At 56.8% G+C, this 15,779-nt stretch carries 17 protein-coding genes; 11 read left to right on the top strand and 6 right to left on the bottom strand.

The annotated features are described in order from the left end of the window. The first annotated feature begins 157 nt into the window (after nucleotides 1-157). The 4 genes from QC816_RS10295 to QC816_RS10280 all read left to right on the top strand — a co-directional run bounded on the left by QC816_RS10295 (nucleotide 158) and on the right by QC816_RS10280 (nucleotide 4,708). Nucleotides 158-1,312 carry an ABC transporter substrate-binding protein gene (locus QC816_RS10295; RefSeq protein WP_085917839.1) on the top strand — a complete coding sequence of 385 codons (1,155 nt, stop codon included), beginning with the start codon at nucleotides 158-160 and terminating at the stop codon, nucleotides 1,310-1,312. 55 nt (nucleotides 1,313-1,367) lie between these two features. Beyond that, nucleotides 1,368-3,482 carry a methyl-accepting chemotaxis protein gene (locus tag QC816_RS10290; RefSeq protein WP_264827153.1) on the top strand — a complete coding sequence of 705 codons (2,115 nt, stop codon included), beginning with the start codon at nucleotides 1,368-1,370 and terminating at the stop codon, nucleotides 3,480-3,482. Nucleotides 3,483-3,674: 192 nt separating this feature from the next. After that, nucleotides 3,675-4,244 carry a DJ-1/PfpI family protein gene (locus QC816_RS10285; RefSeq protein WP_085917837.1) on the top strand — a complete coding sequence of 190 codons (570 nt, stop codon included), beginning with the start codon at nucleotides 3,675-3,677 and terminating at the stop codon, nucleotides 4,242-4,244. 101 nt (nucleotides 4,245-4,345) lie between these two features. Next, entirely contained in the window at nucleotides 4,346-4,708 is a 363-nt protein-coding gene (locus tag QC816_RS10280) for a ribbon-helix-helix domain-containing protein (RefSeq protein ID WP_309782005.1), read from the top strand. A gap of 4 nt (nucleotides 4,709-4,712) precedes the next feature. On the opposite strand, the gene QC816_RS10275 is transcribed toward QC816_RS10280, so the two are convergent. Beyond that, complete coding sequence (locus QC816_RS10275; protein ID WP_199284825.1) at nucleotides 4,713-5,480, bottom strand: DUF1499 domain-containing protein; 768 nt, start codon at nucleotides 5,478-5,480, stop codon at nucleotides 4,713-4,715. Nucleotides 5,481-5,585: 105 nt separating this feature from the next. Between QC816_RS10275 and QC816_RS10270 the strand changes: the two genes are divergently transcribed. Beyond that, nucleotides 5,586-5,942: a hypothetical protein gene (locus QC816_RS10270; protein WP_233337367.1), complete on the top strand. Its 357-nt coding sequence runs from the start codon at nucleotides 5,586-5,588 to the stop codon at nucleotides 5,940-5,942. Between the two features lie 27 nt (nucleotides 5,943-5,969). On the opposite strand, the gene QC816_RS10265 is transcribed toward QC816_RS10270, so the two are convergent. After that, nucleotides 5,970-6,182 carry a DUF3820 family protein gene (locus QC816_RS10265; protein ID WP_085917834.1) on the bottom strand — a complete coding sequence of 71 codons (213 nt, stop codon included), beginning with the start codon at nucleotides 6,180-6,182 and terminating at the stop codon, nucleotides 5,970-5,972. A gap of 182 nt (nucleotides 6,183-6,364) precedes the next feature. On the opposite strand from QC816_RS10265, the gene QC816_RS10260 reads away from it, so the two are divergent. Beyond that, the gene (locus QC816_RS10260) at nucleotides 6,365-6,790 is read left to right on the top strand and encodes a VOC family protein (RefSeq protein WP_066321605.1); all 426 of its coding nucleotides are present in this window, start codon (nucleotides 6,365-6,367) and stop codon (nucleotides 6,788-6,790) included. A 24-nt stretch (nucleotides 6,791-6,814) separates the two neighbouring features. Here the strand turns inward: QC816_RS10260 and QC816_RS10255 are convergent, their stop codons facing one another. Further along, nucleotides 6,815-7,735, bottom strand: coding sequence for an AraC family transcriptional regulator (locus QC816_RS10255; RefSeq protein ID WP_199284826.1), 921 nt, complete (start codon nucleotides 7,733-7,735; stop codon nucleotides 6,815-6,817). A gap of 197 nt (nucleotides 7,736-7,932) precedes the next feature. Here QC816_RS10255 and QC816_RS10250 point away from each other — a divergent pair, with 197 nt between their 5' ends. Both QC816_RS10250 and QC816_RS10245 read left to right on the top strand, forming a co-directional pair. Further along, nucleotides 7,933-8,979, top strand: coding sequence for an NAD(P)-dependent alcohol dehydrogenase (locus QC816_RS10250; RefSeq protein ID WP_085917832.1), 1,047 nt, complete (start codon nucleotides 7,933-7,935; stop codon nucleotides 8,977-8,979). A gap of 176 nt (nucleotides 8,980-9,155) precedes the next feature. Beyond that, nucleotides 9,156-10,844, top strand: a complete 1,689-nt coding sequence (locus QC816_RS10245; protein ID WP_309781996.1) for a methyl-accepting chemotaxis protein — start codon at nucleotides 9,156-9,158, stop codon at nucleotides 10,842-10,844. 48 nt (nucleotides 10,845-10,892) lie between these two features. On the opposite strand, the gene QC816_RS10240 is transcribed toward QC816_RS10245, so the two are convergent. After that, nucleotides 10,893-11,660: a class I SAM-dependent methyltransferase gene (locus QC816_RS10240; RefSeq protein ID WP_085917830.1), complete on the bottom strand. Its 768-nt coding sequence runs from the start codon at nucleotides 11,658-11,660 to the stop codon at nucleotides 10,893-10,895. A 241-nt stretch (nucleotides 11,661-11,901) separates the two neighbouring features. Between QC816_RS10240 and QC816_RS10235 the strand changes: the two genes are divergently transcribed. Beyond that, the gene (locus QC816_RS10235; RefSeq protein WP_085917829.1) at nucleotides 11,902-12,852 is read left to right on the top strand and encodes a formate/nitrite transporter family protein; all 951 of its coding nucleotides are present in this window, start codon (nucleotides 11,902-11,904) and stop codon (nucleotides 12,850-12,852) included. Between the two features lie 138 nt (nucleotides 12,853-12,990). Then, the gene (locus QC816_RS10230; protein ID WP_085917828.1) at nucleotides 12,991-13,620 is read left to right on the top strand and encodes a hypothetical protein; all 630 of its coding nucleotides are present in this window, start codon (nucleotides 12,991-12,993) and stop codon (nucleotides 13,618-13,620) included. Here QC816_RS10230 and QC816_RS10225 read toward each other — a convergent pair. Further along, nucleotides 13,613-14,155 (bottom strand): PadR family transcriptional regulator, encoded by a 543-nt coding sequence (locus QC816_RS10225; protein ID WP_309781989.1) that lies wholly within the window; start codon nucleotides 14,153-14,155, stop codon nucleotides 13,613-13,615. The genes QC816_RS10230 and QC816_RS10225 overlap by 8 nt on opposite strands. Nucleotides 14,156-14,276: 121 nt before the next feature. Between QC816_RS10225 and QC816_RS10220 the strand changes: the two genes are divergently transcribed. Then, complete coding sequence (locus QC816_RS10220; RefSeq protein ID WP_309781987.1) at nucleotides 14,277-14,648, top strand: DUF2306 domain-containing protein; 372 nt, start codon at nucleotides 14,277-14,279, stop codon at nucleotides 14,646-14,648. Nucleotides 14,649-14,783: 135 nt separating this feature from the next. Here QC816_RS10220 and QC816_RS10215 read toward each other — a convergent pair whose 3' ends face one another. Further along, the gene (locus QC816_RS10215; protein WP_309781985.1) at nucleotides 14,784-15,719 is read right to left on the bottom strand and encodes a glycerophosphodiester phosphodiesterase; all 936 of its coding nucleotides are present in this window, start codon (nucleotides 15,717-15,719) and stop codon (nucleotides 14,784-14,786) included. Between the last annotated feature and the right edge of the window lie 60 nt (nucleotides 15,720-15,779).

Below are 15,779 nucleotides of genomic sequence, written 5' to 3'. Positions count from 1 at the left end.
GTTATGCGTGGTGACCTCTACAGCGCTATAACACTGTTTTAAAAATGTTTTTAAACGTGTTCTTAAAAGTGTTCTTAAAAAAAGTGCTGAGACAGCCGTGCCTGGCAATCAAGCTGTACTCGGCAATAAAGCGGGCAAGCAGATAAAGGAGGGGGCAATGCGACGATTTTGGATAGCGTTACTGGCGAGTGTGGTGTCGATTTCGACAGCCCACGCGGAACTCAAGTTTGCCATTGTAGCACCCGACAGCGGGCCGGCCGCATCGCTCGGGCAGGGCATGAAAAAAGGTATCGACACCTACTTCGCTGAAGTCAACGCGTCCGGAGGCGTCAATGGCGAAACGCTGACGCTTGCCGCCTTTGATGACCGGTATGACCCGCTCAGCGCTGCTCGTCATACCCGCGAAGTCGTCCAGGACGAGGATGTCCTGGCAGCGATCGGTAATGTGGGCACTCCCACCGCTACCGTCACCATACCGATTTACAACGAAGCCGAGACGCTGCTGTTCGGCGCTTTTACCGGCGCGGGAGTGCTACGCAAATCGCCTCCCGACCGTTATGTCATCAACTACCGCGCAAGCTATGTGCAGGAAACCGCCGCCATGGTGGATGGCCTGATAGAGGCAGGCATCGAGCCGCAAGAGATTGCCTTTTTTACCCAAAACGACAGCTTTGGTGACGCGGGCTATAACGGAGCCAAGCAAGCGCTTGAGGCGCAGGGCTTTACCGGCACCGATAACCTGGCCCATGGCCGCTTTTCTCGCGGTACCCGCAATGTCCATCAGGGGCTGGCCACCATTCTGCAAGCTGCTGAAACGCCCAAGGCGGTGATTATCGTGGGTACCTATGGCCCCGCCGCCGACTTTATTCGCGAAGCCCGCCAGGATATGCCCGACGCCGTATTCCTCAATGTGTCCTTCGTCGGCAGCCAGGCGCTGTTGAACGAGCTGGGTGACCAGGCAGACGGCGTGATCGTGACTCAGGTTGTACCGCCACTGGATTCTGATCTGCCGGCGGTCGACGAATATCGCCAGGCGCTTGATGCGTATGCCGATGGCAGTGAACCCGACTTTGTTTCCCTGGAAGGTTATCTGGCGGCAAAACTGTTTGTGGAAGGGGTTAAGGCGGCAGGTGATTCGCCGGATCGAGAAGCCATTGTTGACGGCCTGCTTGGTCTTGGCGAGATCGATATCGGCCTTGAGGAGCCGCTGCATCTGGGGCCTGACGATCACCAGGCCAGTGACAGTGTCTGGCCGACGATTATTACCGATGGCCAATTCGAGTTAGTCGAGTGGTCAACGCTGCTGCGCTAACGCTCATACCCGCCGCTGTTACGTCATTTACCCTGATACGAGCGAAGCTAGTCTAATGAAAAAAACACTCAGTTTACGTGCCATGTTGATAGGCCTGTTTCTGGCCGCCGTTATCGGTGCCGTTGTACTGGCCGTCACCGGCTGGGCAACCAATCAGCGCTTGATCGACTCACAGCGTTACATCACCAATGATGTGATGCCATTGCAGAATGCCAGTCGCGAAATGGTGTCGACGATGGGCGCTTTTGGCCAGCGTCATGCCGATCTGCTGGCGGCTGAAAGCGCAGCTGACATGGCTGACATTACCCCGCGGGAGACGCTTGATGAGCGTTTCAGCCAGGCGCGCAATGACTTGGCTGCCGACGATGCCGAAACCCAGTCAAGCCAGTTGGCCGCTCTTGATGAGCACTACCAGACCCTGCTGGAGAGCGATACTTCACTGCAAAACGTTCGTCAGGAAGAGCTTGCCCTGCAAGCACAGATGGATGAAAAGCTCGCCGAGATGCAGGCGCTGATCGGCGAGGTCATGAACAGTGCTGGCGATATTGCCGGACGCACCGCGCTGGTTCAGGTGCGTGAACAACGTGCGCTTGAAGACCGCCTGAATGCCTGGCGCCAGGACGGAATGACAACATTGCCTACCGGTCTGCTGGATAACCTGTTCAGCAATGAAGCCGATGTCACCCGGCTAAGCAGTGAAGTGCGCATTGCTGTGGCGATGCTCGCCGATTTGGGGCGACGCTTGATGCAGGTCGAAAGTGAAGATGAACTGGTCAATCTGCGTTACAACCAAATTGGTCAGCAAATTGGTTTGGCCCGCCAGTCGTTGGCAGGTATTACCCGTTCGCCAAGCACCGATACCGAGCAGATGGAACTGGTGAACGGGCTGGATGACATTATTGTCGAGCTGGAAAGCTTGATGATCAGTGACGACAGTTCGGTTTATGCCTTACGCCAGCAGCAGTTGGACCGCCAGGCACAGGTCCAGAACGAGCTGAATAACGTCAGCCAGGCAATGGCGCAAATGGGCGACGCCTTGACCGACGTGGAAGCTTACGCGGTAGAGCAGGCCGACACTGCCGCTGCGCAGGCCGAAGCGCTGGCCAATGCAGGCCGTACGCTATTGATCGTTGTGACGCTTGTGGTCATTACGCTGCTGGCAATTTTCGGCTGGCGTACCATGGTACGGGTACTGGGGCCGCTGACGACCATGCGTCGACAGATGGAAAATATCAGCGGTGCTGCCGGTGAAAACGCTGATCTTTCCATGCGCCTGGATCTGCAGCGTAACGACGAAGTCGGGCAAACGGCCCAGGCCTTCAACCGCATGATGGATACCTTTGAAGGGATGGTGGCGCAAATTCGCCAAAGCGCCGAGGCGATTGCCGCGAGTAGCCGACAGATTGCCTCGGGTAACGAAAACCTTTCCCAGCGTACCGATCAACAGGCGGCTTCGCTGGCGGAAACCGCCTCCAGCCTTGAGCAGATCACCGCGACGGTCAAGCAGACCGCCGATTATGCGGATCATGCCAAAGGCGCGAGCACCAGCGTTGACCAGCGCGCCCGTTCTGCTGGCGATGTCGCTCAACGGACCACCGAGGCGATGGGTAACATTCGCGAATCCAGCGAAAAAATCACCAGCATTATCAAGGCGATTGACGATATTGCCTTTCAGACCAACCTGCTGGCGCTGAATGCATCGGTGGAAGCGGCGCGGGCGGGCGAGCAGGGCCGCGGTTTTGCCGTGGTGGCCCAGGAAGTCCGCAAGCTGGCAGGGCGAAGCGCTGAGGAAGCGGCACAAATTCGCCATCTGGTCGACGACAGCGTGGCCAAGGTCAGCGAAGGGGAGCACTTGGTCAACGCGTCCAGTACCCACCTCCAGGAAATCGTCGATAGCCTGGGTGAAGTCACGCGCTACGTGACGGAAATCGCTCAGGCGACCCATGAGCAGTCGTCCGGCATCGAGCAGATCAATCAGGCGATTGCCCAGTTGGATCAGGTGACCCACCAGAATGCCCGCCTGGTGCAGGAGGCTTCAACCGAAAGCCAGACGCTCGACGAGCGAGCCGGCGACATGAACCTGCTGGTAAGCCGATTCCGGGTTGGTGAAGACGCCGGTCAACGGCATTTATCACTGCCGGAGCAAAAGGCCGCGCCTCGCCTTAGCTAACGCGTACGTTCTACCCACCGTCATCACAGTATGTGGAGATGGTGGGTAGTGTAGTAATGGCCTACTACCCGTCTTTTACCCACCCTTGCTACGCTCAATACACACGCGACTCCGCGTGGTAACGCTATCTTGAGCAATGCGGTTGTTGATTAATGATTGATAACCTCGTTGCTGATAACAAGGAGACTTGAGATGAGCAGCAAGCGCATTTTAATGATTACCGGCGACTTCACCGAGGATTATGAAACCATGGTGCCGTTCCAGGCGCTAATGGCGGTGGGCCACCAGGTAGATGCGGTATGCCCCGACAAAAAAGCGGGGGATAGCGTGGCGACGGCGATCCATGATTTCGAAGGCGACCAGACCTACACCGAAAAACCCGGCCACCGATTCGCGCTCAACGCGACCTTCGCCGATATCGATCCGGCGGATTACGATGCCTTGGTGGTGCCCGGTGGTCGTGCGCCGGAGTATCTTCGCCTGAACAAGCAAGTGCTCACCATGGTGCAGCACTTTTTCGAGGCCGATAAACCGGTAGCAGCGATCTGCCACGGTGCGCAGCTGCTAGCGGCTGCCAAGGTGCTGGACGGCAGGCAGTGCTCCGCTTATCCGGCTTGTCAGCCCGAGGTAGAGCTTGCCGGGGGGCGCTTCGCCAACCTGGAGGTGACCGATGCAGTAACCGACGGCAATCTGGTGACCGCGCCCGCATGGCCTGCACACCCTGCCTGGCTGGCCCAGTTCATGGCGGTACTGGATCGCTGACATCATCGCCGCCCAATGATCATCCTACGCCCAGGTTATCTGGGCGTAGTCCTGTATGGCGGCTATGCTGGAAACATGAATCACGGTGAAGAGACGGTGTGATGTGCAAACTGTTTATCGATGCAGACCCCTCGCTTTGGCAAAGTGCCAGCCACTCACTGCGCATTGACGGCATGGTGACCAGCGTACGTCTGGAGAATTATTTCTGGCAGATACTCGGTGAAATTGCCCGGCGTGACGGTATGAACACGGCGCAAATGATCACGCGGCTGTATCACGAATCCATAGCCGCCGGGCATGATGCGGGCAACTTCACGTCGTTTTTGCGCGTATGTGCGCTACGCTACCAGGCCTTACAGTTAAGCGGGGATATACCGCAAAATATGGAGGTGCCGATTGCGTCGCTGGATGCCGAGCAGATGGTTTGTCGCGACACTATTCCACAGGCAAAGCAGGTCCACTGACGCTCTATTCAAATCGCTCACCCAGTCGATCAAGGAAGGTTTCAATGCGTAATGCGTTGGTACCGACATCGCTTGCGCCCAGCCGCGACGCCGAGCGCATATCCACTCGTACGCCGTTTTCCTGCTCGGTCAGGCGAATCACCACGTCATCCTTGAAGCCAAACCAGGGGGTGGTGGCCGTTGCCTCAATGGTATTATCAGTCATCGTTTCAATCTGCCAGCCAGCGGCTTCCACTTCTGCCTGAGCCGCGCCAAGAACGCTCGGCGCTGGTGCCGATACTACGAGAGGTTCCACCTCAGGGTAAGCTTCCTGTTGTTGGCGGGCGGTTTCTTCACCGGGATAATCAACGGCGTTGGGCGCGGCGTCTCTGGCATCGCGCAAGGCATCAAAGGCCGGTGGGTTCTGCGTGTCGGTGGTAATATCATGAATCATCGGTGCCTGCTGAGCACGCTGCCAATGCTGCCACGGCAAATAAAGCAGCGCGACGGTGCCCGAAAAGACGACAATCGCCACGACACCCGCGCCAAAGCGGCGGGTCATCGCGCCGGCGATCAGCAGTAGTAGGCTCAGCGCCCCGGCAGCAGCGGCCACGTACACACCATAGCGCAGCAGGCTGAAGGCATCACCGAGTGCGATGAGCTCCCAACGGTAAGCGGGGCCTGCCAGGCCCATCAGTATGGCGGCCCCGAGCAGAGCAAGCACGCTCAGCCATGCCAATAGGGTAGGCCATTTGCCCCCTTTCGGGTGCTGAGCGCTTGATTGTGTTGCCATGCCTTTCTCCCAGCGTTCAAAGCGTTAATATATTCAGGATATCTTCAGCATAACCAGCTATTGATCGGTATGCCTGTTTTCCCGACCAGAGAGCCTCTGACCACGATGACCCAGCACGATACCTACACCACGATGGCAAAACAGGTGCGCACATTGCTGGCAAACGCACCTCGCGATGCATTGCCCATGACCTATCAGCAGGTGGCGAACGCGCTAGGGCTTACGCCACCCCGTACTATCCAGCGCGTTGCTCAGGCGCTCGAGCAACTCATGGAAGAGGATGTGGCCGCCGGTCAGCCAATGGTCGCGGCATTAGTCGTCAGTCGCCAAGGTGCCGGTCTTCCCGCCGCTGGCTTTTTTGATCAGGCGGTGGCTCTGGGGCGTTTCCCTGCCGACGCCCGCCAACATGAAGCGTTATATATCGCTGAGCGTGACAGGGCGCTTGAATCTCGACATGCTTGAATTTCGAAACGACCCGCTGCAACCACGCTATCCTTTGCGCAGTGGGTCGAGTAGGCCGCTCAGGCCGTTATGGTCGATCTCATGCATTAAATGTAGCAGTTGACCGATTTCGCCGGTTGGAAAACCCTCCCGCGCAAACCAGTTCAGGTAGGGCCCGGGCAAGTCGGCAATAAGCCAGCCTTCATATTTGCCGAAGGGCATTTTACGTGTCACCAGCTTTTCCAAGTCTTCTGGGTTCACCTGTTGATTCCTATAACGCTTGATGGAAGCACCTTTTATCGTTTCAAAACGCTATTATCAACGCGTAATGGATTTTATTTTGGTACGGCGCGCTCTAGGATAAGGCAATTCAGCCTGGCTGGCGCAAGGCGTTAGCCAACCCAAAAGTGGTATGAACACAACTCACCTTTCAGGAGATAACCATGAGCCTTTCCCCGTTTCATCTGGCGATTCCCGTCTACGACCTGAATGCCGCGCGGGCGTTTTATAACGATGTGTTTGGTTTGTCTGAGGGTCGCTCAAGCGATCACTGGGTCGACTTCAACTTCTTTGGTCACCAGTTGGTGATCCATGAACACCCCAAAACGCCAGGCCAGGAAGAGGTCCATACCAATCCGGTCGATGGCCACAATGTGCCGGTGCCGCATTTTGGTGTGGTGCTTGGCTGGGATGAATGGGAAGCCTTGGCAGAACGCCTCAAGGCCCGTGATACCGACTTCGTGATTGAGCCTTATGTGCGTTTCAAGGGCGAAGTGGGCGAGCAGGCCACCATGTTCCTGCTCGACCCGTGTGGCAACGCGCTGGAGTTCAAGGCCTTCAAGGACATGAGCCAGCTATTCGCCAAATAGCCCTTTTTTCGAGATAACACAGTCTCAAGAGCGCATGGCCTGCTCCTGGCGACGATGCTGCAACGGCGCGTCGCCAAAATAACGCTTATAGTCGCGGCTGAATTGCGGCACGCTACGGTAGCCCACCGCCTGTGCCGCCTGGCTGACGTTATGGTCGTCCTGAAGCAACAGCTGTTGGGCCTTGATCAACCGGAGTTGCTTGATGTACTGGGTCGGCGATGCGCGAGTAATTTGTTTGAAGTGCTGATGAAACGTCGAGGGACTCATACTCGCCTGCCGGGCCAGCTGATCAACGCTGTAATCATTGGCAAAATCGCGATGCAGCAACGACAGCACTTGAACGATGCGTGCGTAATGTCCGTGGCCGCGCACCAATGCCTTGAGCGCCTGCCCCTGCTCTCCTTTCAGCGCCTCAAATACCACATCGCGTATCCGTGCGGTGCCCATTGTGTTGAGCTCTGAAGGCTCATGAAGGGCATGCACCAGACGTAATACGGCCGCCTGCATGCCTGGTGTCATGGCCACCGATGCCATGGGCAGCGTGGTCTGGCTGTGGCTGGGTGCATCGCCCATGGTGGTGACCATCTCGCTGAGCAGGGCTGGCTCCAATTGAATGGAAACCCCCAGCAAGGGCGCTTCAGGCGAGCCGTAGGTTTCACACTCGAACGGCAATGGCAGGGTTTGTACCAGGTACTGGCCCGGGTCGTAATGAATTTCCCTGTCTCCCAGGTAGCCGATCTTACGGCCCTGGGCGATGATAATCAGACTAGGCTGGTAAAGCAGGGGCGTTCGCGGTTGGTGGCGGTCAAGGCTGAGGAGCGATACCCCGCTTAGCGCGGTAGGCGTCATGCCTTGCTGATAAACCAGTGGGGTAATCAATTCGGCCAGCTCGCTGATGACCGGTGTCTCCTCGCCGTCGTCAGGGTTGGCTACGTCGATCGGCATGTCGGCCTCATGATAAAGTTTTGTTGATAGGATAATTATGACAGTTTTCTAAGGATCTTTTGTTATTTTATAGCAATTATATGGAGGATCATGCAAAAGTTTCGTAGATTCACTCATCGCTAAAAGCGGTCTTGAGGTCGATACTGGGAGCCAGTCCCTAGTTTTCAGGGAATCATCCGAACAAGGAGCTTTATTTGATGAGCGAAGCAAAAGCCTACGCCGCCTTTTCTGCAGAAAAACCGCTAGCCCCGTTTACCTTTGACCGTCGCGAACCCCGCCCAGACGATGTCGCCATTGATATCATGTACTGCGGCGTTTGCCATAGTGACCTGCATTTCGCCAAGAATGACTGGGGAATGACCCAGTACCCGATTGTGCCCGGTCACGAAATCGTCGGCCGCGTTACATCTGTTGGCGACAAGGTAAGCCGCTTCAAAGAAGGCGATATTGTCGGTGTTGGTTGTATGGTGGATTCCTGCCGTACCTGCTCGGCCTGCCAGGATGGCGTGGAACAGTATTGCCTGAACGGGTTTACCATGACTTACGGTAGCGAGGACCGTCAGGATGGCACCATGACCCAGGGCGGTTACTCCAACAAGATCGTGGTCAGCGATCACTTTGTGATGAAAATGCCCGATGGCATTGACCTGGCGTCTGCGGCGCCGATCTTATGCGCCGGTATCACTACCTATTCGCCGCTCAAGCATCACGGTGTGGGTGAAGGCCACAAGGTGGGCGTCATCGGCATGGGCGGCCTGGGCCATATGGGCGTCAAACTGGCCAAAGCGCTGGGCGCTGAAGTCACCGTGTTTACCCGCTCGGACGCCAAGGTAGAAGAAGCCAAGCGCAACGGTGCGGATCATGTTGTGGTTTCCAGCGACCAGGCACAGATGGACGCCGTGGCAGAGACCTTCGATTTCATGCTCGACACCGTGCCGGTCCAGCACGATATCAACCCATATCTGGCGTCTCTCAAGTACGACGGCACACACATCATTGTGGGTCTGTTGGAGCCCATTGAGCCGGCCATTGAAGGTTTCAATCTGGTCTTCAAACGCCGCGTGGTCGCCGGGTCGCTGATTGGCGGCATTGCGGAAACCGAGGAAGTGCTGCAGCTGTGTGCCGACCAGGGGATTACCTGCGATGTTGAAATGCTGGATATCAACAACATCAATGAAGGTTTTGAGCGCATGGAAAAAGGCGATGTTCGCTACCGTTTTGTCATCGACATGGCAACCATCTAACGCATTGCCGTTAGTCCAACGCTAGCTTACGTGACTGCCCGGTGATGAGCTTTCTGCCCATCACCGGGCTTTTTTGTGAGACTAACGTCTAAATTTTCCTAATGTGACTTCATTTTCGGCGTTGCCTGCCGATAGGCCTTGATACCTATTCTTAAAAACCCCAAGGGATCAACAGGATGAAGCACCTCTCGATTAAATGGAGCCTGACCGCCGCGCTGGTTATCTTACTGCTGATGATTGGGCTGATTGGCGGGCTGGGCTTCTATTCGAACACCACCAGCGAAAATGCGTTGAACGAGCTGGCCATCAACAACGGAGAGTTGGCCAACGCCGCCAACCGCACCCAGGTCAACGCATTGCGTGCCCAGATTTTTCTCGATCGCTATGCCAGCTTCAGCATGCAAGGGAACCCGGAAAAAGGCCAGGAGAGCCAGGCGATGGCCCAGGCCGCCATTGAGGCCGCCGACGAGCGTTTCGAGCAGTTCCGACAGGTTGAGCTTGCCGAGGATGATCCTCGCAATGAGTACGTTGACGAGATGGTATCGACCTACGATGCGTTCGTGACCGAGGGCATTAAACCTCTGCTGGAGGCAGCACCGTTCCAAGTCCAGCGCAGCCAGGAAGAGTTAAGCGAGCTGGGTATCGCCTTTGACGATGCCATGCAGGCGTTTACCCATTATGCCAATCAGCGCAGCGACGAAATGCTGGTCGAGGTTTCTTCGCTGAACCGTATCGTCGGCATTATCGCCATTGTCCTGTTGGTCGCGGCCGTACTGGCGACGCTGATCATGCGCATGGTGATTGTTCGCGGACTGGTCACGCCGCTGCGAGAGGCGGTGGAGCACTTCGAGCGTATCGCCAGCGGCGACTTGACTGCCGACATCGAGGACCGGGGACGTAACGAGGTAGGCCAGCTTTATAAAGGGTTGGCCTATATGCAGACCAAGCTTAAATCGCTGGTGGTCTCGCTGCGCGAAAGCAGCGATAGCGTATTCAGCGGTACTGGGGATATTTCCGCAGGCAGCCAGGACCTTTCCGCACGTACGGAACAGCAGGCTTCCGCACTTCAGCAAACCGCCTCCAGCATGGAGCAAATGGCCACCGCGGTGAGCCGCAATACCGAAACCGCCCAAGAGGCAGATCAGCTGTCGGTGTCGGCTTCGCAGTCAGCGGAAAGTGGCGGCAAGGAAGTGGCCCATACGGTGCAACTGATGCGTGATATTGCCACCAGTGCCGAGCGCGTTAACGACATCATTGGCGTGATCGACTCAATTGCCTTTCAAACCAATATTCTTGCATTGAACGCTTCGGTAGAAGCGGCGCGGGCTGGCGAACAGGGGCGCGGGTTTGCCGTGGTTGCCAGCGAAGTGCGCCAGTTGGCAAGCCGCAGTGCCGAATCGGCTAAAGAGATCCGCCAACTGATCGAGGCCACCACCGGCCAGATTCATCAGGGTGCGCAACAGGCCGAGAGAAGCGGTGAAACGATCAATGACACCGTGGACTCCATCCGCCAAGTCACCACCCTGGTAAGCGAAATCTCCACCGCCACGCGGGAACAGAACAACGGCATCGAACAGATAAACGCCGCCTTGACTGAAATGGACTCGGTGACCCAGCAAAACGCCGCGCTGGTGCAGCAAACCAATGTGGCCGCTTCCTCGCTGGAAGGTCAGGCAAAACAGCTTGCCGCCCTGATGGCCACCTTCCGCCTGGAAGAGGGCGGTGCTGCGCTGTCCAGCGCTGATACTCGCAAGCCGGATGTCTCGCAGCAGAACGCCACACTGGCGGCGCCGGGTTCAGAACCCCCACGCAGCAAGCAGCCAGCGACGGCGCAGCAGGATAACGATGATTGGGACGAGTTCTAGCAAGATGTAAGGCCCGGCCCCGCCTCAAGCGAAGCGGGGACGGGCGGGTCAGACTCGAGCAGATACCCTTAAACGGACATAGTCGGCGGTCCAGTTGCCCTGTGCATCGCGCAGGCTGTGGCCCAATAGAAGTTGGGTGTTGTCGATCACTGATTCACGCAAATCATCTTCCAAACCATGGAAGAACGGATTGGCGAAGGTGTTCAGCCAGCCGGTCATGCCGGCGGGAAGTCGCGTTGGGCGAGGGATAAGCTCAATCGACTCGACCTTGAAGCCGACGGTTTCCAGCAGGTGGCGATAATCTTCCGCCGTTGGGAAATACCAGGGGTGGCGGCCACGCGCGCTGATACCGCGGAACTGCAGGGCGCCAATCAACGCAGTGCAAATGGCAGCGACGTTGCCATGCCCGCCAAACTCGGCGACAAAACGCCCGCCCGGTTTCAGGGCGCGTTTGATACTGGCCAGTACCGCTTGAGGGTCGAGCATCCAGTGCAGCGCTGCGTTGCTGAAAACCGCGTCGAACTCCTGATCGAACGGCATCTGGTAGGCGTCCATGACCCGCGCGTTCAGCCCGCGCTCCTGGGCGGCACTGACCATGTCTTGCGAGGCATCGATTCCCACCACCTCAGCCCCGCTCTTGGCGATGCGCTCGGTTAGTACGCCATCGCCGCAACCCAGGTCCAAAATCCGTTCACCCTGCTTGGGGGCAAGCAATGCAAGCACTTCGTTGCCCATGTCGGGGACAAAGTTGGCATGCTGGGCATATCCTTCAGGGTTCCAGGATTGCCGAGTCGACTGGCGTGATGTATCGGTCATAAATGCATCCAAGCGTGGTGTTCCGTTAAAACCATTGACTAAGTATAGCGTGACATCGGGGTTGGTGCGTTGTGCGCAAGGCGTTTTACTGCAACCCAAGCGTTGGTTTTTGTATCTGAAGGGACCTGAGTAGGTAAGGTCGCTCCGGAAGCATTTGGCTATCCAATTCTCAGGGTTACCGCTAGGCTAGTAGCCTGTTGTTTTGTTGGAATTTTGGATTGTTGGCAGAGGACGCAAGGTTATGAACCAGGAAGTGCATCACGCAGAAGATGATTTTGAAGGTGGCCTGGATGCGGAGGCGGCCGGTGAGCAAGAGACCGACGACACCATCGAGCGTTCAAAGCGAAACACTGAGAATGCCGAGCAGCAAGAGGCCAAAGAACTTCCTTCTCAGGCTGCCGCCGTTCACCAGCGGTTGCGCATGGATGGCCAAAAGGAGCTGGCGCGCGGCTCGATGGCACTGCTGCTGTCGGCGGTGGCCGCGGGCATCTCGATGAGCTTTTCCATGGTGGCACGGGGTGTCATGCACGCCAAACTGCCGGATAGTGATGTGGGGTTTCTGATCGAGTGCCTGGGTTACACCATCGGCTTTATTGCCGTGATCCTGGCCCGCCAGCAGCTGTTTACGGAAAATACCGTGACGGCGGTATTGCCCATTATGAGCAACCCGACACGGAAAAATTTTGCTTTCCTGGGGCGTCTCTGGAGTGTGGTGCTCGTCGGTAACTTATTGGGCGCGGCACTTTCTGCTGCCACGTTTCTGTATATGCCAATGTTTGACGCGGCCACTCATGAGTCGTTTACCGCGATTGGCGAGCACATGATGGAAAACTCGCCCTACGAGATGTTTGCCAAGGCCATTCTCGCCGGCTGGATGATTGCCACGCTGGTGTGGCTGATTCCCGCGGCCGGGCAAGCCAAGGTGTGGGTCATCATCATTATTACTTACGTCATGGCGATCGGCGAGTTCACCCACATCGTGGTGGGTGCGAGCGAAGGGTTTTACCTGTTGCTGATCGGTAATATCAGTTGGAGCGAGCTGGTGTTCCAGTTTGGCCTGCCCACGCTGGCGGGTAACGTGATCGGGGGTACCTTTATTTTTGCGTTGATCAGCCACGCACAAATTCGCGGCGACAAGGATCTTTCCGTGAAGGCCAAGCCGGACGACGCCAACGGTGGATCACGCGATTAGCGTTGACAGCCTGCCCGCGGGGATCAACTTCGCCGGTATGCCCAAACGCTAGTTGGGGGCAGCAGGCATGCTCAGGTGAATTGGCTATACTCGGTTGTGAAGACCCCGCATAACAACAACGTGGCTCAGGAGGATCCAATGACCCTACAGCGTGCCTACTGCCTGCTGGCAGCCTTTTATAGCCTGTTATTGGTAATCGGCATTATTGCCATATTGATGGGTGGCGGTACGCTGCTCGCGGCGGTGTATCTGGTCGTCGGTTTTTTTGCCGTGCTGGGGCTTTGGGGAATAAGCCTTCAGCGCAGCGTGATGAACCCGCGTATGTGGCGACCGCTGGCGGTTGCACTGGCCGTGGGTGCGGTCGTGCAATTTGTGGTGATGCTGCAAATGTCGGTGTCAGGTGTCACCCTGACATGGGTATTGACCAGCAGCATCTTTGCCATTCTGCTGGCGATTATGCTCTATCACTACGGTAACCGCGACCAGCCGCTGTGGGCCACGGAAGACGAGAGAAGTGATGCAAACCGATTACGGGTCATGCTCCAGCAGCAAACAGCGCTCACTGCGGTTCACCGCGAAGGCGAGCGCGAAAACCATGCCAACGTGTTCAAGGTAGGTAACGAGTACGAGGCCAATATCACCCGCCACTCGCCGGAAGGTCAGGAAGCTTTCAGCGAACGCTTCCGCCATCCCGAGTCGTTGGTGTTCTTCCTGGAAAAATTTGCCAGTATATCGATCAACGATTTTCAAAGACCCACCGCTAACTGATTGCCTCGCGATCTTCCTCGAGCACTTCATCGATCCAGGCCAGCCAGGTCTGGGTCAAGCGTTTGCCCAGGCGCAACGTGTGCCAGGGGGCGCGCTCGTGCGGGTGAAGTGAGTCGGGAGAGGAAAACCACGCCGACTCAATAGCCTGGTAGCTATCCATCCGTTCCTCCAAGGTGTTGCGCAGCGAAGTCAGTTCCGCATGGCGGGCGTCGGCCGGCCAGCGTTCCCAGACAAAGAATTTGGCAAACAACGGCGACCTCACGGGTTGGGGCCCCAGTGGGCTGGCCAGCCACGATTCCAGAAATGCAATTCCTTCCGAGGTAATGTGGTAAACCTTGCGATCCGGCTTGTCGTATTGGGCCACGGTCTGACAGCTCAACAGTTGCTCTCGATGCATTTTGTCCAGCTCACGGTAAATCTGCTGGTGGCTGGCCTGCCAGACATGAGCGAGTCCTGTCCTGAAACGCTGTAGAACGTCGTACCCAGTACCCGGTTCGCGTTGTAGTGTGATAAGCAGTACGGCTCGTAATGACATGGATGGCCTCGTTGCATTTATGCATATTGTTGCATATTGAGCGCGTCGCTACTATGCTTCTTGATATGCAACAAGTTGCATTTAATGTCAGGGCGTTCAGGATCAGAGGCGCGAGAGGAATGTGGTGTTAACGTTACATCTGTGGGCATCGTTTACAGGACTTGGTGTAGGCGTAATCGTATTGCTAAGGCATAAAGGCGACTGGCTGCACAAAACCTTGGGCATAGCGTGGGTATCTGCAATGGTGGCATCGGCGCTCAGCTCCTTTTGGCTGGGGGGTGGGGTGTTTCCCATGATCGGTCATTGGGGCCCTATCCACCTGTTATCGTTGTGGATGCTGGTAGCCATATCGCTAGCGCTTCTGGCGATCCTGCAGGGCCGTGTCCGAGATCACAAACGATGGATGCTTGGCGCTTATGTCGGCTTGTTAGGCGCCTTTATCGGCACATTGATGCCTGGGCGGTGGGTCTCGGCTCAGTTGGGCATCTGGTGACAAGGAGTAGTGAATGTTTCTAGGATTGAGTGCTTTTCCGCTCACCCCCATGAACGAGCACAGGCCCGATGAAGACGCGTTCCGCTAGAAAAAACACCCGGCCGTGGCCGGGTGTGATAGTGCGTGAAACAGTGGTTACTCGACGAGTTCGAGCAGGCGGTCAGGATAGTTGGTGAACAGACCGTTGACGCCCATGTCCATCAGACGCTCCATTTCCTCGGTTTCGTTGATGGTATAGACGTGCACCGGCAGGCCGTTTTCCTGGGCTTGCTGGACAAAGTCGGCGTCAATGACCTCCTGGCCGTCATAGAGGTAGTTCGTGCCGATGCCCACGGCGTAGTCGGCAACTGCCTGGAAGTCTTCATCGGTAATCTCGGCGGGGCCCGGTGTTACGCCTGTCCACTCCACCAGTGTCGAATCGTCTTCTTCGCTGGGGTAGTACCACACCAGCTGGATCAGCGGTACGTCGTCGTTAAGTTCCTGCACTTTCAACAGGCTGTCCTGCTCGAAGGACTGAACAAGGACGCGACCGTTCTCGATCATGTCGTATTCTTCCAGCTTTTCCACCAGCGCTTCTTCCAGGCCCGGGTTCAACTGGGGCGACTTTGTTTCGATGTAGTAGCGGGCATCGTGACCAAAGTGTTCGAACAGCTCATCCAGGGTGAGCATCTGCGCCCCTGCAAAGTCATCGCTGGCGCTATCGGGGTTTGCCTCGTTGAACCAGGTGCCGGTATCCAGCGCCTTCAGCTCTTCCAGGGTGTAGTCGTTGATCGCGCCTTCGCCATCGCTGGTGCGGTCGATGGCGTCATCATGAAACACCACCACTTCACCGTCGGACGAAAGCTGGGCGTCCAACTCCAGGTAATCAACCCCCCACTCATGGGCCAGTTCGTAGGCCGCCATGGTGCTCTCCGGCGCATGGCCGCTGGCGCCCCGGTGGGCGATGACTTGAAACGATTGCAGATCTTTTAGCTGCTGCTCCAGCGGTGATGTGTCTGCTATCGCCTGGGTGGCGGCAGCACCAGCGAAAAGACCCAATGACATGGCGACAATCAGAGGACGACGTTGCATAGGAATTCCTTAAATTGAATGTTTGATCAATAACCCTACACGGATTCACGAATGAAAGCC

It is taken from the genome of Vreelandella janggokensis, assembly GCF_031451615.1.
GTDB classification, from domain to species: domain Bacteria; phylum Pseudomonadota; class Gammaproteobacteria; order Pseudomonadales; family Halomonadaceae; genus Vreelandella; species Vreelandella janggokensis.
Note: the sequence above shows the minus strand (reverse complement) of the source record. Positions and strands in the feature narration are given on the sequence as shown.